Here is a 15,400-nt window from a genome sequence, read left to right as displayed (position 1 = left end):
CTGCGAACGCCTCATACAGTCCCGACTTACACGTGTCACCGGGGAAGGTGCACGAGGAACACAGGAACAAGAGGAACAAGAGGAACAAGAGGAACAACAGGAACACTCGATGGGCCCCCCGAGCGGGCCCCGCCGCACGGAAGGACCCGCAATGACGCAATCCCCTCCGGCCGGGACGGACACCGGCTGGCCGCCCCCGGCGTACCGGGCCCCGGTGCCCCCCGTACCCACCGAGGACGGCGGGCGCCGCTACGAGGGCATCACCTACGCGACGACCCCGGGCTTCCGCCCCCGGCTGCTCGACGTCCACGTGCCCGCCGGCGAGGGGCCGTTCCCCGCCGTCGTCTGGATCCACGGCGGCGGCTGGCTGGACGGCGACCGGCGCTACCCGCCGCCGACCGTGCCCGAAGGCCTCCTGCACCGGAGCGTTCTGGCGGCCGGGCTCGCGCTGGTGGCGATCGACTACCGGCACAGCCTGGAGGCCCCGTTCCCGGCCCAGCTGCACGACGTGAAGGCCGCGATCCGCTACATCCGCGCCCACGCCGGCGCCCTCGGCGTCGACCCGGACCGGATCGCCGTCTGGGGCGAATCCGCGGGCGGTCACCTGGCGGCACTCGCGGGGCTCACCGGGGCGGAGTGGGACGGGTCCGAGGGGGTCGGCTCCGGGGACACCGGCGTCCGGGCCGTCGTGGACTGGTACGGGGTGTCGGACCTCGTCCCCCTGCTCTCGCACCCCCTGCCGCCGATGCCGCCCGGCTTCGACTTCCCCGACCCATACGAGGCGTTGCTCGGCGGTACCGAGGAGCAGCGGGTGGAGCGGGCGCGGGCCGCGAGCCCCGTCACGTACGCCGCGGGCGCGCAGCCGCCGCCCTTCCTGCTGATGCACGGCACCGAAGACGGCCTCGTCCCGTACAGCCAGAGCCAGACCCTCGCCGAAGCGCTCGCAGCAGCCGGCGGCACGGTAGTCCTCCGCCCCGTCGAGGGCGCCGACCACATCTTCCTCGGCTCCCCCGACATGGAACTGCTCATCGCCGAGAGCGTGACCTTCCTGGCCGACCGCCTGAAGCCCTGAGGAGCCGGGGGACGCGGGGATCCGAGCCCGGAGGTAAGGGGGGTACGGGGGACCCCGGAGGTGGGCGCAGCAGGGGGTGCGGGCCCATCGAGCCGGTCCGCAGCGGCCGGGCGGCGCCGCGCGCTTCCCCCTAGGGGTTACACGCGCTACCCGTTGGCGCGTTCTCGCTGCGCGTGCAGGCGGCGGGCCGGGCCGACGGGGTCGGGGGTGGTGGCCGTACGGGTGTCGAAGCGCATGGTGGTGCGCGCGGGCGTGTCGTAGCGCTGCCACAGCGGCAGGTCCGGGTGGTTGGGGTCGCCGGTGCGGACGAACGCGATCCAGGCCCGGTGCATCGCACGGGTCAGGCGGTCGCGGGCGGCCGGGTCGATCCCGGTGAGGAAGGGCACGTGCGCCCACCGGTCGAAGTTGTCGAAGACGAAGGGTAGTTCGAGGCAGTGCGCGGCCCCGAGCCGGCCGCCGAGCGCGGGGGTGCGGAGGCCGAACTCGTACGCCCACACCGGATGCCCGAGGGCGGCCCGCGCCTCGGCGAGCCCGTCGCCGGGGACCCGGAAGACCTCGTCGGTGATCAGGTCCATGACCACATCGGCGGGCCGGGCGCCGGGGCGGTGGCGTTCGTACACGGCGTACACGGCGGGGGCCGCCGCCGCGCCGAAGGTCTCCGCGATCCGGTCGGTGACCTGCTCGCGCGTCGCGTCGGCGTGCGCCTGGTCCAGCGCGAAGCGGAAGTTCGCCTCCTCGCGGGTCCAGCCGATCATGACGTCGACGTTGGCCGCGGCCTGGCCGTGCAGCAGCGCCTCGGCGGGGTGACGGGGGAGGGTCTCGGGGTCGAGCACCGGCAGGACCGGCATCGGCCAGTGGCCCCACCGCCCGGTCCGCTCGAACAGTCCGCCGAGCGCTTCGATCAGCAACTGCCAAGGCAGCGCGCGTAGTTCCTCGACGGTTTTGACGCCGGCGAGTTCGAGGTAGGTGTCGGTCCGCTCCCGGTAGGCCGCGGTGCCGGGCAGGTCCAGCCCGAGGGGAGGGCTCTGCAGGATCACCCGCTTCAGCAGCCCGCGGGCGTCGGGGTGGGCGGCGAGCGCGGCCGCCGAGAGGGCGCCACCGGAGTGCCCGGCGACGGTGACGGTGTCCGGATCCCCGCCGAAGTACGCGATGTTGTCGTGCACCCAGCGCAGGGCGGCGAGTTGGTCCCCGAGCCAGAAGTTGGCCTCCACGCCGTCCGCGCCATCCGCGCCGTCGGGACCGCTGGGACCGCTGGGACCGCTGGGACCGCCCGGCCCGTCGGAGCCGCCCGTAGCGCCAGAACCGCCAGACCCGCCAGAGCCCCCGGGGCCCACGTACAAGTAACCCAGCGGGCCCGTCCTGTAGTTGACGGTGACGACCACGACGCCACCGCTCCGGGCGAAGGCCTCGCCGGAGTAGTGGGGCAGGGAGCCGGACCCGGTCACGAAGCCACCGCCGTGGATCCACACGAGGACCGGGCGGCGGGCCGTATCGGCGGCCGGTGTCCAGATGTTGACGGTCAGGCAGTCGTCGTCGAACGGCGGTGCGCCGTGCCCGCCGAGCACGGCGTCGCCGCCCTCCACCCAGGGTTGGGGCGAGCTGGGGCCGTCCACCGTGGCGTCCCGGATGCCCGGCCAGCCGGCGTGCGGCCGGGTCGGCCGCCAGCGCAGGGGGCCGGTCGGCGGCACCGCGTACGGGACGCCCCGGAACACGGCGACACCGTTTTCGAGGCCGCCGCGCAGGCGCCCCGCCGGGAGTTCCACCACGAGCGGATCGCCGCCTCGGGAGTGAGCCATGGGACCGAACAGTAGCGACGCCGCCGCCGGCGGGCGCACACAGATCCGGCCAGCATGAACGCCCGGAACAGGCCCGCAGTGCTGCAATCGGCCAACGCGCCTTGCCCTCTTGCCAGTTGCCCCTCGGGTCCCAACAATGCACATGACAATCGGAGGATCTTCGGTTGTGTCGGCATTCAGAGGGGAACCCCCACATGAACAAGCCTCTCGCCAGCGCCCTCTTCTCCCTGCTCCTCGTCGGAGCGGCAGCGGGACCGGCCCTGGCATCAGCACCCCGCGACAGCGCGTCCGCGGTGGCGGTGACGTACGCGGGCACGGTCGCGCTCAGCAACTGTTCCGGCTCGGTCGTGCGCGCCCCCGGCTCCCAGCCGAGCGACCCCGCGCTCGTCCTGTCCAACGGCCACTGCCTGGAGACCGGCTTCCCCGCGGCCGGCGAGGTGATCAAGGACCAGGCTTCGAACCGCTCGTTCTCGCTCCTCAACGCGTCCGGCTCCAGGGTCGCGACCCTGCGCGCCAGCAAGATCTCGTACGCGACGATGACCGACACCGACGTCTCGATCTACCAGCTGACCAAGACGTACGCGCAGATCCAGAGCCAGTACGGCATCAGCGCGCTCACCCTGAACGACGCCCACCCCGTGCAGGGCACGGCCATCAAGGTCGTATCCGGCTACTGGAAGCGCACGTACAGCTGCAACATCGACGGGTTCGCCTACCGGCTGCTCGAAGGCGAGTGGACCTGGAAGGACTCGGTCCGCTACACCTCGTCCTGCAACACCATCGGAGGCACCTCCGGTTCGCCCGTCATCGACACGGCCACCGGCAAGGTCGTCGCCGTGAACAACACGGGCAACGAGGACGGCGGGCGCTGCACGGACAACAACCCGTGCGAGGTCGACCAGAACGGCGCCGTGACGGTCCGCCCGGGCATCAACTACGGGCAGGAGACCTACACGATCGTCCCCTGCATCGCCCCGGGCAACAAGATCGACCTCAACCGCCCCGGCTGCAACCTTCCCAAGCCGTAGCCGTAGCCGACCTGTAACCGTAGCCGTGGCCGTGGCGATCAGCGTCCGCGGTCGCGGTCGCGGCTCGGTTCGGTTCGGTTCGGTTCGGCGTCTGCGGTCAAGGTTTGCCGGGGCGCCGGGGCGCCGGGCCGCGGTAGGCGAACCACGGCAGGAAGTACTGCGTGACCGGTCCGACCGCGAGCGCGTACAGCACCGTGCCGGCTCCCACGCCGCCGCCGAGGAGCCAGCCCGCGGCGAGCACCGTCATCTCTATGAGGGTACGGACGGACCTCATCGAGCGCCCGGTGCTCGCCGCCGCCCCGGTCATCAGCCCGTCGCGCGGGCCGGGGCCGAAGCGCGCTCCGACGTAGACGGCGATGGACAGGCCGTTGAGGAGCACCCCGGCGACGAGCAGGGCGGTACGGGCTGCCGGGCCGAGGCCCTCGGGGATGAGGAGGAGCCCCAGATCGGCCGAGACCGCGAGGACGGCGATGTTGGCGAAGGTGCCGAACCGGGGCCGCTGCCGCAGCGGGATCCACAGGAGCAGCACGAGGACGCCGACGACCGCGCTGATCGTGCCGAAGCTCAACGGAACGTGGCGCGCGAGGCCTTCGTAGAGCACGCTCCACGGGTTCACCCCGAGGGATGCGCGGACCATGACCGAGAGGCTGAACCCGTACAGCCCGAGGCCGATGAACAGCTGGGGCAGCCGCCGCAGGGGCCGCTCCCGCAGCGGAAGCCACCCGAGATCGGGCACCGGCACCCGCGACCGCCGGGACGGGAGCACGGCCGGACTCTGCCCCGGGGCCGGTGTCAGGGTCGGGGTCGACGTCGGGGCCGGGCTTGGGGCCGGGCTTGGGGTCGGGTTCTGCCAGGGAGCCGAGGCCGGGACCGGAGCCGGAGCCGGGGTACGGGTCATCTGATACTCCAGAGGTAGGGGTGTGACGGTGATGGGCCGGCCCTTGCGGGACCCTGCGGCCCGGCTCGACGCTAGGGGGGCGGACCGCGCCGCGTCCTAGTCCACTTGCGGCAGACTGGACCGATGCGGATCTCCGAAGAGCACCTCGTCAGGGCGCTGGGTGACTGGCAGCGGCCCGGCGTGCCGCTCGTCGGGTCGCTGGACGGCGCCCTGCGGGAAGCGGTGCTGGACGGCCGGCTGCGGGTGGGCGGCGCGCTGCCCGCCGAGCGCCGGATCGCCGCCGGACTCGGCATCAGCCGGGGCACGGTGGTCGCGGCGCTGGCCCGGCTGCGGGACGCGGGCTGGGTGCACACCCGACACGGCAGCGCGAGCACCGTACGACTGCCGCCGCAGGAGGCCGAGCCGATCGCGCCGCTGTCGGCCAGCGGCCACGCCGGCTCCATCGACCTGCGCAAGGCCGTACCCGCGGCCCCGCGGGCCGGCTATCTCGACGCGGTGGCACGCGCGGTGGCACTGGCCGGTCCCGCGCTCGCGCAGGACGGCTACCCGGGCGCCGGCCTGCCGGACCTGCGGGCGGCCGTCGCCGACCGGTACACCCGGCAGGGCCTCGCCACCCGGCCCGAGCAGATCCTCGTCACCTCCGGCGCCCGGGCCGCACTCGCCCTGCTGGCGGCGCACCTGCGGCCCCGGGTCGCCGCCGTCGAGAACCCCACCTACCCTCGGGCCATCGCCGTGCTCCGCGAGGCCGGAGCCCGCCTGGCAGGGATCCGCGTCGAGACGGCCGGCTGGGACCCCGAGCAGCTGGTCGCCGCGTTCGCCGCGGCACGCGGTGGACTGGCCTACCTGGTGCCGGACTTCCAGAACCCGACGGGTGCGCTGATGGACGCCCGCACCCGGCAGGCCGTCGCCGTGGCCGCCGCCGAGCACCGTGTGACCGTAGTGGCGGACGAGACCATGCGCGACCTGCACCTGGCCCCCGAGCCCAGCTGGCCGCGGCGGATCCGGCGGGCCGTGCTGATCGGCTCGGCCGGCAAATCGGTCTGGGGCGGACTGCGGGTCGGATGGATCCGCAGTCCGGAGACGGCCCTGATCGACGCCCTCCGGCTGCACCCGCTGTACGAGCCGCTGTCCGCGCCGCCGCTGGAACAGCTCGTGGCCGTCGAACTCCTCGCGGACCTGGAGCCGCTCCTCCAGCGCCGGCGCACCGAACTACGCGTCCAGCGCGACCACTTGGCCGGCCTGCTGGCCGCAGCAAACGGACCTCGCGGCGCGCACGGACCTCGCGCGGGGAGCCGGGCCGCGGGGCCCGAAAGCGACGGGGGTCTCTGGCGGTTCACGGCGCCGGACGGCGGCCTCGTCCTGTGGCTGCGCCTGACCGGAACCCGCGCCGACGTCGCCGTCGCCCGGGCCCGCGCCGCCGGGATCGAGCTCGCGCCGGGCCCCCGCTACGCCGTCGACGGCACCCTCGCCCACTACCTCCGCGTCCCCTTCACCCCGCCCCCGGCCGCGCTCGACCGCATCGCCGCCACCCTCGCCACCGCCTGCCGCCCGTGAAACGGACACGCGGAGGCGCACGGAACGGCGGGCCCGGCACCGCATTCCGGTAGTACCGGACACCGGTGCCGCGTCACCGGATACAGGTCACTCCGAGGCCTGGTCAAAGGGGGTGGACGTGCGCGAGGATCGCGGCCGCATCACGCCATTCACCGCTCCTTACGAGAGGGACGTCTATGACTCGCCGCTCATCCCGCGGCCTGATCGCCTCGGCCACCGCCACCGTGGCGCTGCTCGCCCTGGCCGGTCCGGTGTCGGCCCTCCCCGCGGGTTCCGGCGCTCCGGCGGCCGGGGCCGCGGCCGGGCTCCCGCAGGCCCGCCTGTTCATGGTCAACCCCGTCCAGTCCACGGGTGACCAGAGCCTCGTCGACGGCAAGGACGCGGCCGGCGCCGTGCCGGCGTCCGCGTACGCCACGGCCGCGCTGCGCAACCTCGACGGCAGCGGCACGCTGTCGGGCCGGTGGGCGTACGTCCGCTCGGACACCGGCGCGTCCGCGAGGCTCGCGGACGTCGGCTCGTACGACCGGGCCGACGACCAGTTCGAGCAGGTCATGGCCTACTTCTGGGTCAACGAGTCGCAGGAGTACCTGCAGGGCCTCGGCTTCGGGACCGAGCTGCCGGGCGCCAACGACCGGCCGCAGCCCGTCCGGATCAACCAGTGGGGTTCCGACAACTCCTTCTTCACCGACAAGAAGCGCGAGATCCGCTTCGGCAAGGGCGGGGTGGACGACGCCGAGGACGCCGAGGTGATCGTCCACGAGTACGGGCACGCGGTGCACGACGCACAGGTCCCCGGCTTCGGCACATCGCCGGAGGCGGGTGCGATCGGCGAGGCGTTCGGCGACTACCTGGCCGTCGCGGTGGGCACCCACGCGGCCGCCTCGTACGGGTGGCCGGCCGCCGCGGACCCGGCCTGCGTAGCCGACTGGGACTCGGTGCCGTACAGCCCGGCGCCGCACTGCCTGCGCCGCATCGACGGGACCAAGGTGTACGCCGACCGCACCGGCGAGGTCCACGCGGACGGCGAGATCTGGTCCCGCGCCCTCTTCGACATCCGCGGAGCGCTGGGCGCCAGGACGGCCGACCGGATCATCGTCAACGCCCAGTTCGGCTTCCGCGCGGACACGAGCTTCCAGGACGCGGCCCTGACGACGGTGGAGACGGCCCGGCGGATGTACGGGGCGAGCGCGGCGGCCGCCGTCCGCGCGGCCTTCGCGGCCCGGCAGATACCGGGGCTCGGGTAACTCCTGCGCCGGTTACGGCCGTACGCCCGCGGCTCGTACGCCCGCACGCCCGCGGGCGGCCGGCGGGCGGCGGGCGTCACCGCGCCGAGCCGCACCTCGCGGCGGGGCGCACCTCGCGGCAGGCCGCGCCGTCGGCGCTGCCGTCGCGAGGTGCCGGTGTCGCCGCGACCGCGCGGAGTACGTCCGTACCGGCGGTGCCCCGATGCGGCCGCGGCGACTCGCCGGGGGCCCTCTGGATGGCCGAGCGCACGCCGGGGCAGACTGGCGGTCCGGTGTCCCCGCCGCGGAGGAGTGACCTTGCCCGTTCCGATCATCATCGACTGCGACCCGGGGCACGACGACGCCCTCGCCATCATGCTGGCGGCGGGCGACCCCGCCGTCGACCTGCTGGCCATCACCACCGTGGCGGGCAACCAGACGCTGGAGAAGACGACCCTCAACGCCCGCCGGGTGTGCACGGTCGCGGGGATCACCGATGTGCCGATCGCGGCCGGATGCGACCGCCCGCTGGTCCGACCGCTGGCGGTCGCGGACGACGTGCACGGTGAATCCGGCCTGGACGGGCCGCAGTTCCCCGAGCCCACCGTGCCGGTGTCGCCAGAGCACGCGGTCGACCTCATCCACCGGATCCTGGCCGAGCACCCCGAGCCGGTCACGCTCGTCCCCACCGCGCCGCTCACCAACATCGCCCTGCTGCTCACCCGTCACCCCGGTGACGCCGCACGGATCCGCGAGATCGTGCTGATGGGCGGCTCGACGGAGCGCGGGAACCGGACCCCGGCGGCCGAGTTCAACATCCACGCGGACCCGGAGGCGGCGGACATCGTCTTCCGCAGCGGTGTCCCGCTCACCATGTGCGGGCTGAACGTCACCCACCAGGCGCTCGCCACCCCGGAGGTGCTGGCCCGGTTCGAGGCGCTCGGCAGCGGCCTGGGGCAGGTCTGCGCCGAGCTGATGACGTACTTCGCGGGCACCTACCGCCGGCTGTGGGGTTTCGAGAACCCGCCCGTGCACGATCCGGTAGCGGTCGCCAGGGTCCTCGACCCGAAGATCGTGCGGTGTGTGGAGGCGAGTGTGGCGGTGGAACTCCGCGGCGAGTACACGCGCGGGGCGACCGTCGTGGACCTGCACGGCTATCTGGACCGTCCGGTGAACGCGCAGGTCGCGGTGGGCCTGGACCAGGAACTGTTCTGGTCGCGGGTGGTGGACGCGGTCGCGGCGCTCGGCGGCCGGGTGGCAGGCGGGTGAGCGTGCCGTCCCCCGGACGGGGTGTCGCACGGAGTGTTGCCGCTCGACGGCCGGCGTGACGTACGAATCACCCCATAGTGCCCGTATGACTCGCACCCGGACCGCACTCCTGTGCGCCGCCGCCCTGATCGCCACCACCCTCCAGACCACCGCGGGCGTCGCCACCGCGTCCGCCGGGGCCGCCCCGGGCACCGACGACGCGCACGCCCGGCACTGCGTCGCCTCCCCCCGACCCACCCGCGGCCAGGCCAAGAAGACGCTCGACATCGCCCGCAAGGCGCAGAAGGAGATGGACCTCAACGCGGTCCTGGTGCGGGTCGACCGCCACGGCCGGGAGGTCGTGACCGGGGCGCTCGGCGAGTCCATGACGGGCGTCCCGGCCACCGCGGACATGCACTTCCGGTCGGGTTCGGTGGGGATCGCCTACATGGGTCAGGTCCTGCTCCAGCTGGTCGACGAGGGCAAGGTCGGCCTCGACGACACGATCGACCGCTGGCTGCCCGACGTACCGCACAGCGACGAGATCACCCTGCGCATGCTGGGCTCCTCCACGTCCGGCCTGCACGACTACGTCACGGACCCGGACTTCCTGGAGATCCTCGCCGCGGAGCCGTTCAAGCAGTGGACGGCGCAGGAAGTCGTCGGGTTCTCCACCGCACACCCCCTCTGGTACGAGACGGGCACCAACTGGAGTTACTCGCACGCGAACTTCGTGCTCCTCGGCGCGGCCCTGGAGAAGATCACCGGGGTGCGTCTGGACAAGCTGCTCCAGCGCCGCGTCATGGGGCCGCTCGACCTCCGCAACACCCGGAACAGCTTCACGCCGGACATCCCCACGCCCGTCCTGCACGCCTTCACCAGCGACCGGGGCACGTACGAGGAGTCCACCTTCTGGAACCCGTCCTGGACCACCGCGCCGGGCGCGGTCCTCACCAGCCACATCTGCGACCTGGCCCGCTCTGCGGAGGCCATCGGCACGGGTGAGCTGCTTACGAAGCGCAGCTACAAGGTGATGCTCGACCCCGGCACCGTGGGCCTCGGCACGCCCGGGCCCGACTGCCCCGACACCGTGTGCCTGCCGCAGACGCCGGAAGCGCACTTCGGTCTGGGGGTCATCATCAAGAACGGCTGGATCCTGACGAACCCGTCGTTCTCCGGCTACGCGGCCCTGCAGGCCTACCACCCGGCCGAGGGCCTTTCCATCGCGGTCTCCACGACGCTCGGCCCGGACTCCCCCGACGGCAACACGGCGCAGACCATCGCCGAGCGCATCGCGGCGGCCCTGGCGCCCGACCACCCGTTGGCGTAGTCGCTCAGACGGGCGCGCGGCTCCTGCGGCGAAGCAGTGGGAGCCGGGCGCCCGTACGGCCCGAAGGGCTCACAGCGGGTCGCCGAGCGGCCCGTACTCCGCCTCCAGGCTGTCCGCCCAGTGCGCGGCGAAGTCCGGCTGCGTGCCGTCCGCATCGGTGAACCCGTACTCCTTGTACAGGTCCCATGTGGCCAGCGCGCGGCCGGACTTCGCCATGACGGCCGGGTCGGCGGCGAGCGCGGCGACGGCCCGGCCCAGGTACGCGGGCGTTTCGGAGTGGGCGAAGTGCGGGTCCTTCGCCGCGCCGTCCCGCCAGTTGGCCTCGGTGACGCCGAAGTGCTCCAACAGGGCCTCGGAGCGCAGGAAGCCGGGGGTGAGCGCCACGGCCGCGACGCCGTGCGGCTTCAACTCGGCGGCCTGTGCGACGGCGAGGCGGATCACGGACGACTTCGCAAGGTCGTAGAAGAACGAGCCCCGGTAGCGGGCCGTGTTGCCGTCGGTGACCTCCACGACCAGTCCGGACCGGCGCGCGACCAGGAGCGGCAGGACGAAGCGGCTGGTGATCACGTGCGTTTCCACGGCCTGCCGCAGCAGTCGCAGACCGGTGTCGAGGTCCTGCTCCCACAGCGGGTGGTCCCAGTCGGTCAACGGGTCACCGCCCCATACGGAGTTGACCAGTACGTCGAGCCGGCCGTCCTGCTCGGCGGCGATCCGGTCCGCGAGGGCCCGGACCTCGGCCGGGTTGCCGTGGTCGGTACGGACCGGGATCCCGAGGCCGCCCGCCGCGGTGACCTGCGCGGCGGTCTCCTCGATGGTTTCCGGTCGGTCCAGGTCGGAGCGCCCGGCGGCGCTGCTGCGGCCCGTGACGTAGACGGTCGCGCCGGCGGCGCCCAGTTCGACGGCGATGCCCCGCCCGCCGCCCCGGGTGCCGCCGGCGACCAGCGCCACCCGGCCGGCCAGCGGCCGTACGTCCGCATCCGCGGTGGTGTCCGGGTGCGGACCGGCGGGAGCGTGCGGGTCGCGGGGTGCGTGTGCGGTCATCGGCAGGTCCCCTCGTCGTGCGGGTGGCGGTGGTCCGGTGCGGGGGGGAGGTGCGGGGAGAGTACGCGCGACAGCTCGCGCCGGATGCGGTCGGCGAGTGTGCCCTGCCGGTCGAGGGCCCAGTTCAGGCCCGCGCCCGCGGTGGCCGCCTGGACGGACTCGGTGAGGGCGACGGGATCGGCGCCCGCGCGGAGCGCGCCCGTCGCGACCGCCTCCGCCAGGAGCGCCTCGATCGCCCGCCCCTGCGCGCGGTGCACGGTGAGGGCGTGCTCGCGCAGCTCCGGGTCGGCCAGGTCCGCACAGAGGAAGGCCAGATGGTTGGCGAAGTTCTCCGGCGTGGCCATCGGCGCGGCGGACCGCACCAGCAGGGCGTCGAGCGCGTCGAGTGGCGACGCGCCGCCTTCCCGCGCCCGCCCGGGCAGCCCGTCCGCCTCCCTGGCCGACTGCTCGGCGACCGCGAGCACCAGGCCCTTCTTGGACCCGAACCGCTGCACGAGCGTGCCCGGCACCAGCCCCACTTCGCGTGCCACCGCGGCCAGCGTCAGCCCGGTGGGCCCGACCCGGCCCATGACCTCGACGGCGGCCCGCAGGATCACCGCGTCCTCGACCCCTCGGGGACGTGCCACGACCGCTCCTCCACGCCTCGTCGAATTAATGAATGCCTGTTCATTCATTAAAGCATCCGGGCGGGAGCGCCGCCATCCGGGGCTCCGGCGGGGGCGGAACGGGCCGGGCGGGCCGAGGCTGGAGGGCGGTCGGGGGCGGGGGCGCGGTCGGGGGCGGGGTCGGGGTCGGGTCAGAACGGCTTGGTCGGCAGGTACTTGCCGTCCAGGGTGATGACCGCGCGCTCGCCGCCGTCGGGGTCGGCGACCTTCTTCACGTCGAGGCGGAAGTTGATGGCGCTGATGATGCCGTCGCCGAACTCCTCGTGCACCAGGGCCTTCAGTGTCGTGCCGTAGACCTGGAGCATCTCGTGGAAGCGGTAGATCGTCGGGTCGGTCGGGATGCCGCCCGGGATCGAACCGCGGGTCGGGATGGCCTGGAGCAGCAGCGCGGCGTCCTCGTCCAGCCCGAGGAGGGCGGTGACGGCCTGCGCGGCGTCGGCCGGCAGGGCGTGCTGGCCGAGCACGGCCGCGGTGACGTACGCGACCGAGAAGCCGGCGGCGTCGGCGATCTGCTGCCACGACAGGTCCTTGCGGGTCTTCGCCTCGACGGCGGCCGCGGCGAGCGTCTGGCGGGCGGTGGGGTCGAACTGGGCGTGCAGCATGAGGACTTCCTTCGTACGGAGAGGTGGAACGGGAAAGGGGAGGGAGGTGCGTCGGCGGGTCAGCCCACCAGGGCGGTGCCGCGGCCGCTGACGGGGTCGAGCCGTTCGACGGCGCCGGAACCGATGTCGTAGACCCAGCCGTGCAGGGCGACCGCGTCGGCGGCGACGGCGCGGGCGACCGAAGGGTGCGTGGCGAGGTTGACGAGCTGTGCGAGGACGTTCTGGCGGACCAGCGCGTCGACCCGGCCGGCACCGTGCGCCGGGTCGGTGCCGGAGCCTGTCCCGGCGCCTGCGCCCGCTCCGGCGGTGCGGGCTCGGGAGGCGTCGGCGTGCCGGAGCCAGTCGGCGACCGCGGGCGCGCCGCTCAGGTCGGTGCCCTCGGCGAGGGCGGTCATCGCTCCGCAGGCGGAGTGCCCGCAGACCACGATGTCGCGGACGCCCAGCACGGCGACGGCGTACTCGATGCTCGCCGCGATCCCGTCGGCGACGGGCGTGTAGGCCGGTACGAGGTTGCCCGCGGTGCGGATCACGAACAGCTCTCCGGGTTCGCTGTCGCAGATCAGCTCGGGCACGACGCGGGCGTCGGAGCATCCGATGAGCAGGGTCGTCGGCCGGTGGTGGCCGGCCAGGTGGGCGAAGAGTTCCGCCTTGGCGGGGAACACGTCCCGGGTGAACCGCCGGACGCCTTCGGCGAGGTTGTGCACGGTCACTCCCTTCGGAGAAGTGGGGATGTCGGCCGCTGTCGCCCCGAGGAGGGCTGCTGCCGAGATCCACCATGCACGACCTGCATCTATAGAGTCCAAGACGCAATATCCATGACTCTTATCGATGACATCTATAGTGGGTCCCGTGGCCCCGGAACTCCGACACCTGCGCTATCTCCTCGCCGTCGCCGAGCACGGCAGCTTCACCCGCGCCGCCGAAGCCCTGCGCATCTCCCAGCCCACGCTGTCGCAGCAGATCCGGCAGCTGGAGCGCGGCGTGGGGGTGCAGCTGCTGGACCGCACGGGCCGGGCCGTACGGGTCACCGACGCCGGTGAGGCGTACGTGCACTACGCCCGTCGGGCGCTGCGCGAACTGGCCGCCGCCGAGCGCGCGGTGGCCGATGTCCAGGACCTGTCGCGGGGCGTCCTGCGGCTGGCGGTGACACCGACGTTCACGGCGTACCTCGTCGGCCCGCTGGTCGCCGCCCTGCACCTCCGGCACCCCGGCATCGCCCTGGACGTCAGGGAGATGGCACAGGACCGCATCGAGTCGGGGCTGCTGGCCGACGACCTGGACCTCGGCATCGCCTTCGACGGCGCCCACCTGCCCGGAATCACCGCGACGGCGCTGTTCACGGAATCCCTCGGCCTCGTGACCGGCACCGGCACCGGCGCTGACACCGACACCCCCACCGGCACCCTCGGAGACGGCGAAGGGGGCGGCGCCGGAGGTGGCGGCGGGACCGGGATCGCTCCGGTACCGGTACCGGTCAGCACTCTGGCGGAGCGTCAGCTCGCCCTGCTGAGCGGCGATTTCGCGACGCGCGGGCACATCGACGCCTATTTCGCCCGGGAGGGCGTCAGTCCCCGGGTCGCGGTCGAGGCCAACTCGATCCAGGCGCTCACGGAGATCGTCCGGCGGACGCCACTGGCCACCGTGCTGCCCGATGCCGTCACCCACGACCACCCGGGGCTGCGGCCCGTACCGCTCGAACCGCCGCTTCCGCAAAGGACCGTGACCCTGCTGCGGCGCGAGAGCGCGTACCGGAGCGCCGCCTCCCGCGCCTTCACCCGTGTCGTCCGCGGGCTGGTCCGGGCCCGCGGCTATCCCCCGGCGTCAGACGCCCTTCAGGAGGCTGGTGCCGAGCCCGTCGACGTCGTGGTCGGTGTTGGAGAGGACGGCGACCGCGCGGCCGGTGCGCCGGTCCAGGCCGACGAAGGAGCGTGAGCCTCCGGCGGCGCCGTTGTGCCAGGTGAACTCGTGCCCGTCGCCGGCCGTCGTGAACCAGCCGAGCCCGACCCGGCCCGCCCCCGCCGCCTCGAACTCGGGCCGGGACGCGGCCGATCCGGGGGCGGTGCCCGCCGCCACGGCGCGCAGCAGCAGTGCGAGGTCGTGGGCAGTGGACCAGACGCCGACGCCGGCCGGCGCGTAGCCGGGCGCGAGCCAGGGCCGGACGGGCCGGCCGGCGCGGGTGTGCGGCCACGCCGGCCGCCGGGGCAGACCGCGCTCCTCGGCGCACGCCATGGTCCCGCTCATGCCCAGCGGGGTGAGGAGCCGCTCTTCCAGCAGGCCCCGGTAGCCGCCCGGGGTGCCCGTACGGGCGGCGAGTGCGTGGCCGAGGAGGGCCATGCCGAGGTTGGAGTAGCCGAACGTGCCGCGCTCCGCCGTGAGGGGGGTGGCCGTCGCGCGCCGCAGGAACTCCTCGGTCTCCATGCCCCGGTAGGGGTTGCCGCCGCGGCGGACGGTGCGGTTGGCCCACAGCGTCCGCAGCACGGAGCGCGGGTGGAGCCGCGGCAGTCCGGCGCGGTGGGAGGCGAGTTCGGCGAGGGTGACGCGGGCGGCCGCGCCGTCGGCGAAGGCATGGCCGGGCAGCAGCTCGGCCACCGGCTGGTCCAGGGCGACGGCGCCCTCCTCGGCGAGGACGGCGAGCAGCATGCCGGTGAGCGGCTTGGTGACGGAGCCGATCTCGAACGCGGTCTGCTCGGTGACCGGTTCGGGCTCTTCGCCCGGCGGCGCGTCGAAGCGGCGGGGGAAGCCGGCGGGGGCGGGGCTCAGCCCGGCGAAGCGTACGGAGTCCGAGCCCAGCAGGGCCACGGACAGGCTGTGGTGGTTGTCGGGGGCCTCCGCGGCCCGCTTGATCTCGTCGGCCAGGCCGGTGTCGCCGGTGATCCGGAACCGGGACCACGTCAAGTGCTCTCGCACGGACCGTGTCATGGGGTGATGCGTCCGTTCCATGGT

At 73.8% G+C, this 15,400-nt stretch carries 14 protein-coding genes; 7 read left to right on the top strand and 7 right to left on the bottom strand.

Annotated features, from left to right (window positions below; translation table 11 throughout):
• Positions 1–151 precede the first annotated feature (151 nt).
• Positions 152–1,072 (top strand): alpha/beta hydrolase, encoded by a 921-nt coding sequence (locus tag OG764_RS33695; protein ID WP_328972116.1) that lies wholly within the window; start codon positions 152–154, stop codon positions 1,070–1,072.
• A 146-nt stretch (positions 1,073–1,218) separates the two neighbouring features.
• On the opposite strand, the gene OG764_RS33690 is transcribed toward OG764_RS33695, so the two are convergent.
• Entirely contained in the window at positions 1,219–2,868 is a 1,650-nt protein-coding gene (locus OG764_RS33690; protein WP_328972115.1) for a carboxylesterase/lipase family protein, read from the bottom strand.
• A gap of 194 nt (positions 2,869–3,062) precedes the next feature.
• On the opposite strand from OG764_RS33690, the gene OG764_RS33685 reads away from it, so the two are divergent.
• Positions 3,063–3,896: a S1 family peptidase gene (locus tag OG764_RS33685; protein WP_328972114.1), complete on the top strand. Its 834-nt coding sequence runs from the start codon at positions 3,063–3,065 to the stop codon at positions 3,894–3,896.
• Between the two features lie 97 nt (positions 3,897–3,993).
• On the opposite strand, the gene yczE is transcribed toward OG764_RS33685, so the two are convergent.
• On the bottom strand, positions 3,994–4,662 hold the full coding sequence (gene yczE / locus OG764_RS33680) for a membrane protein YczE (protein ID WP_328972113.1): 669 nt from the start codon (positions 4,660–4,662) through the stop codon (positions 3,994–3,996).
• 255 nt (positions 4,663–4,917) lie between these two features.
• Here yczE and OG764_RS33675 point away from each other — a divergent pair, with 255 nt between their 5' ends.
• From OG764_RS33675 to OG764_RS33660, 4 genes are all read left to right on the top strand, one after another.
• Positions 4,918–6,348 carry an aminotransferase-like domain-containing protein gene (locus OG764_RS33675; RefSeq protein ID WP_328972112.1) on the top strand — a complete coding sequence of 477 codons (1,431 nt, stop codon included), beginning with the start codon at positions 4,918–4,920 and terminating at the stop codon, positions 6,346–6,348.
• 176 nt (positions 6,349–6,524) lie between these two features.
• Entirely contained in the window at positions 6,525–7,592 is a 1,068-nt protein-coding gene (locus tag OG764_RS33670; protein ID WP_328972111.1) for a M4 family metallopeptidase, read from the top strand.
• Positions 7,593–7,889: 297 nt separating this feature from the next.
• The gene (locus tag OG764_RS33665) at positions 7,890–8,840 is read left to right on the top strand and encodes a nucleoside hydrolase (RefSeq protein ID WP_328972110.1); all 951 of its coding nucleotides are present in this window, start codon (positions 7,890–7,892) and stop codon (positions 8,838–8,840) included.
• 85 nt (positions 8,841–8,925) lie between these two features.
• The gene (locus OG764_RS33660; RefSeq protein ID WP_328972109.1) at positions 8,926–10,149 is read left to right on the top strand and encodes a serine hydrolase domain-containing protein; all 1,224 of its coding nucleotides are present in this window, start codon (positions 8,926–8,928) and stop codon (positions 10,147–10,149) included.
• 69 nt (positions 10,150–10,218) lie between these two features.
• On the opposite strand, the gene OG764_RS33655 is transcribed toward OG764_RS33660, so the two are convergent.
• The 4 genes from OG764_RS33655 to OG764_RS33640 form a co-directional block, all read right to left on the bottom strand.
• Positions 10,219–11,190, bottom strand: a complete 972-nt coding sequence (locus OG764_RS33655; protein ID WP_328972108.1) for an SDR family oxidoreductase — start codon at positions 11,188–11,190, stop codon at positions 10,219–10,221.
• Positions 11,187–11,816: a TetR/AcrR family transcriptional regulator gene (locus OG764_RS33650; protein ID WP_328972107.1), complete on the bottom strand. Its 630-nt coding sequence runs from the start codon at positions 11,814–11,816 to the stop codon at positions 11,187–11,189. Before OG764_RS33650 ends, OG764_RS33655 begins: the two co-directional genes overlap by 4 nt.
• A gap of 170 nt (positions 11,817–11,986) precedes the next feature.
• On the bottom strand, positions 11,987–12,457 hold the full coding sequence (cynS, locus tag OG764_RS33645) for a cyanase (protein ID WP_328972106.1): 471 nt from the start codon (positions 12,455–12,457) through the stop codon (positions 11,987–11,989).
• A gap of 59 nt (positions 12,458–12,516) precedes the next feature.
• Entirely contained in the window at positions 12,517–13,161 is a 645-nt protein-coding gene (locus tag OG764_RS33640) for a carbonic anhydrase (protein ID WP_328972105.1), read from the bottom strand.
• Positions 13,162–13,306: 145 nt separating this feature from the next.
• Here OG764_RS33640 and cynR point away from each other — a divergent pair, with 145 nt between their 5' ends.
• A complete protein-coding gene (cynR, locus tag OG764_RS33635; RefSeq protein WP_328972104.1) occupies positions 13,307–14,389 on the top strand; it encodes a transcriptional regulator CynR in 1,083 nt (360 codons plus the stop codon).
• Here the strand turns inward: cynR and OG764_RS33630 are convergent.
• Positions 14,279–15,364: a serine hydrolase domain-containing protein gene (locus tag OG764_RS33630; protein ID WP_328972103.1), complete on the bottom strand. Its 1,086-nt coding sequence runs from the start codon at positions 15,362–15,364 to the stop codon at positions 14,279–14,281. The two genes, cynR and OG764_RS33630, sit on opposite strands and share 111 nt — an antisense overlap.
• Positions 15,365–15,400: the final 36 nt, after the last annotated feature.

The organism is Streptomyces sp. NBC_00239, from assembly GCF_036194065.1.
In the GTDB taxonomy this organism is placed as follows: Bacteria; Actinomycetota; Actinomycetes; order Streptomycetales; family Streptomycetaceae; genus Streptomyces.
This window is presented reverse-complemented; position numbering and strand designations above follow the sequence as displayed.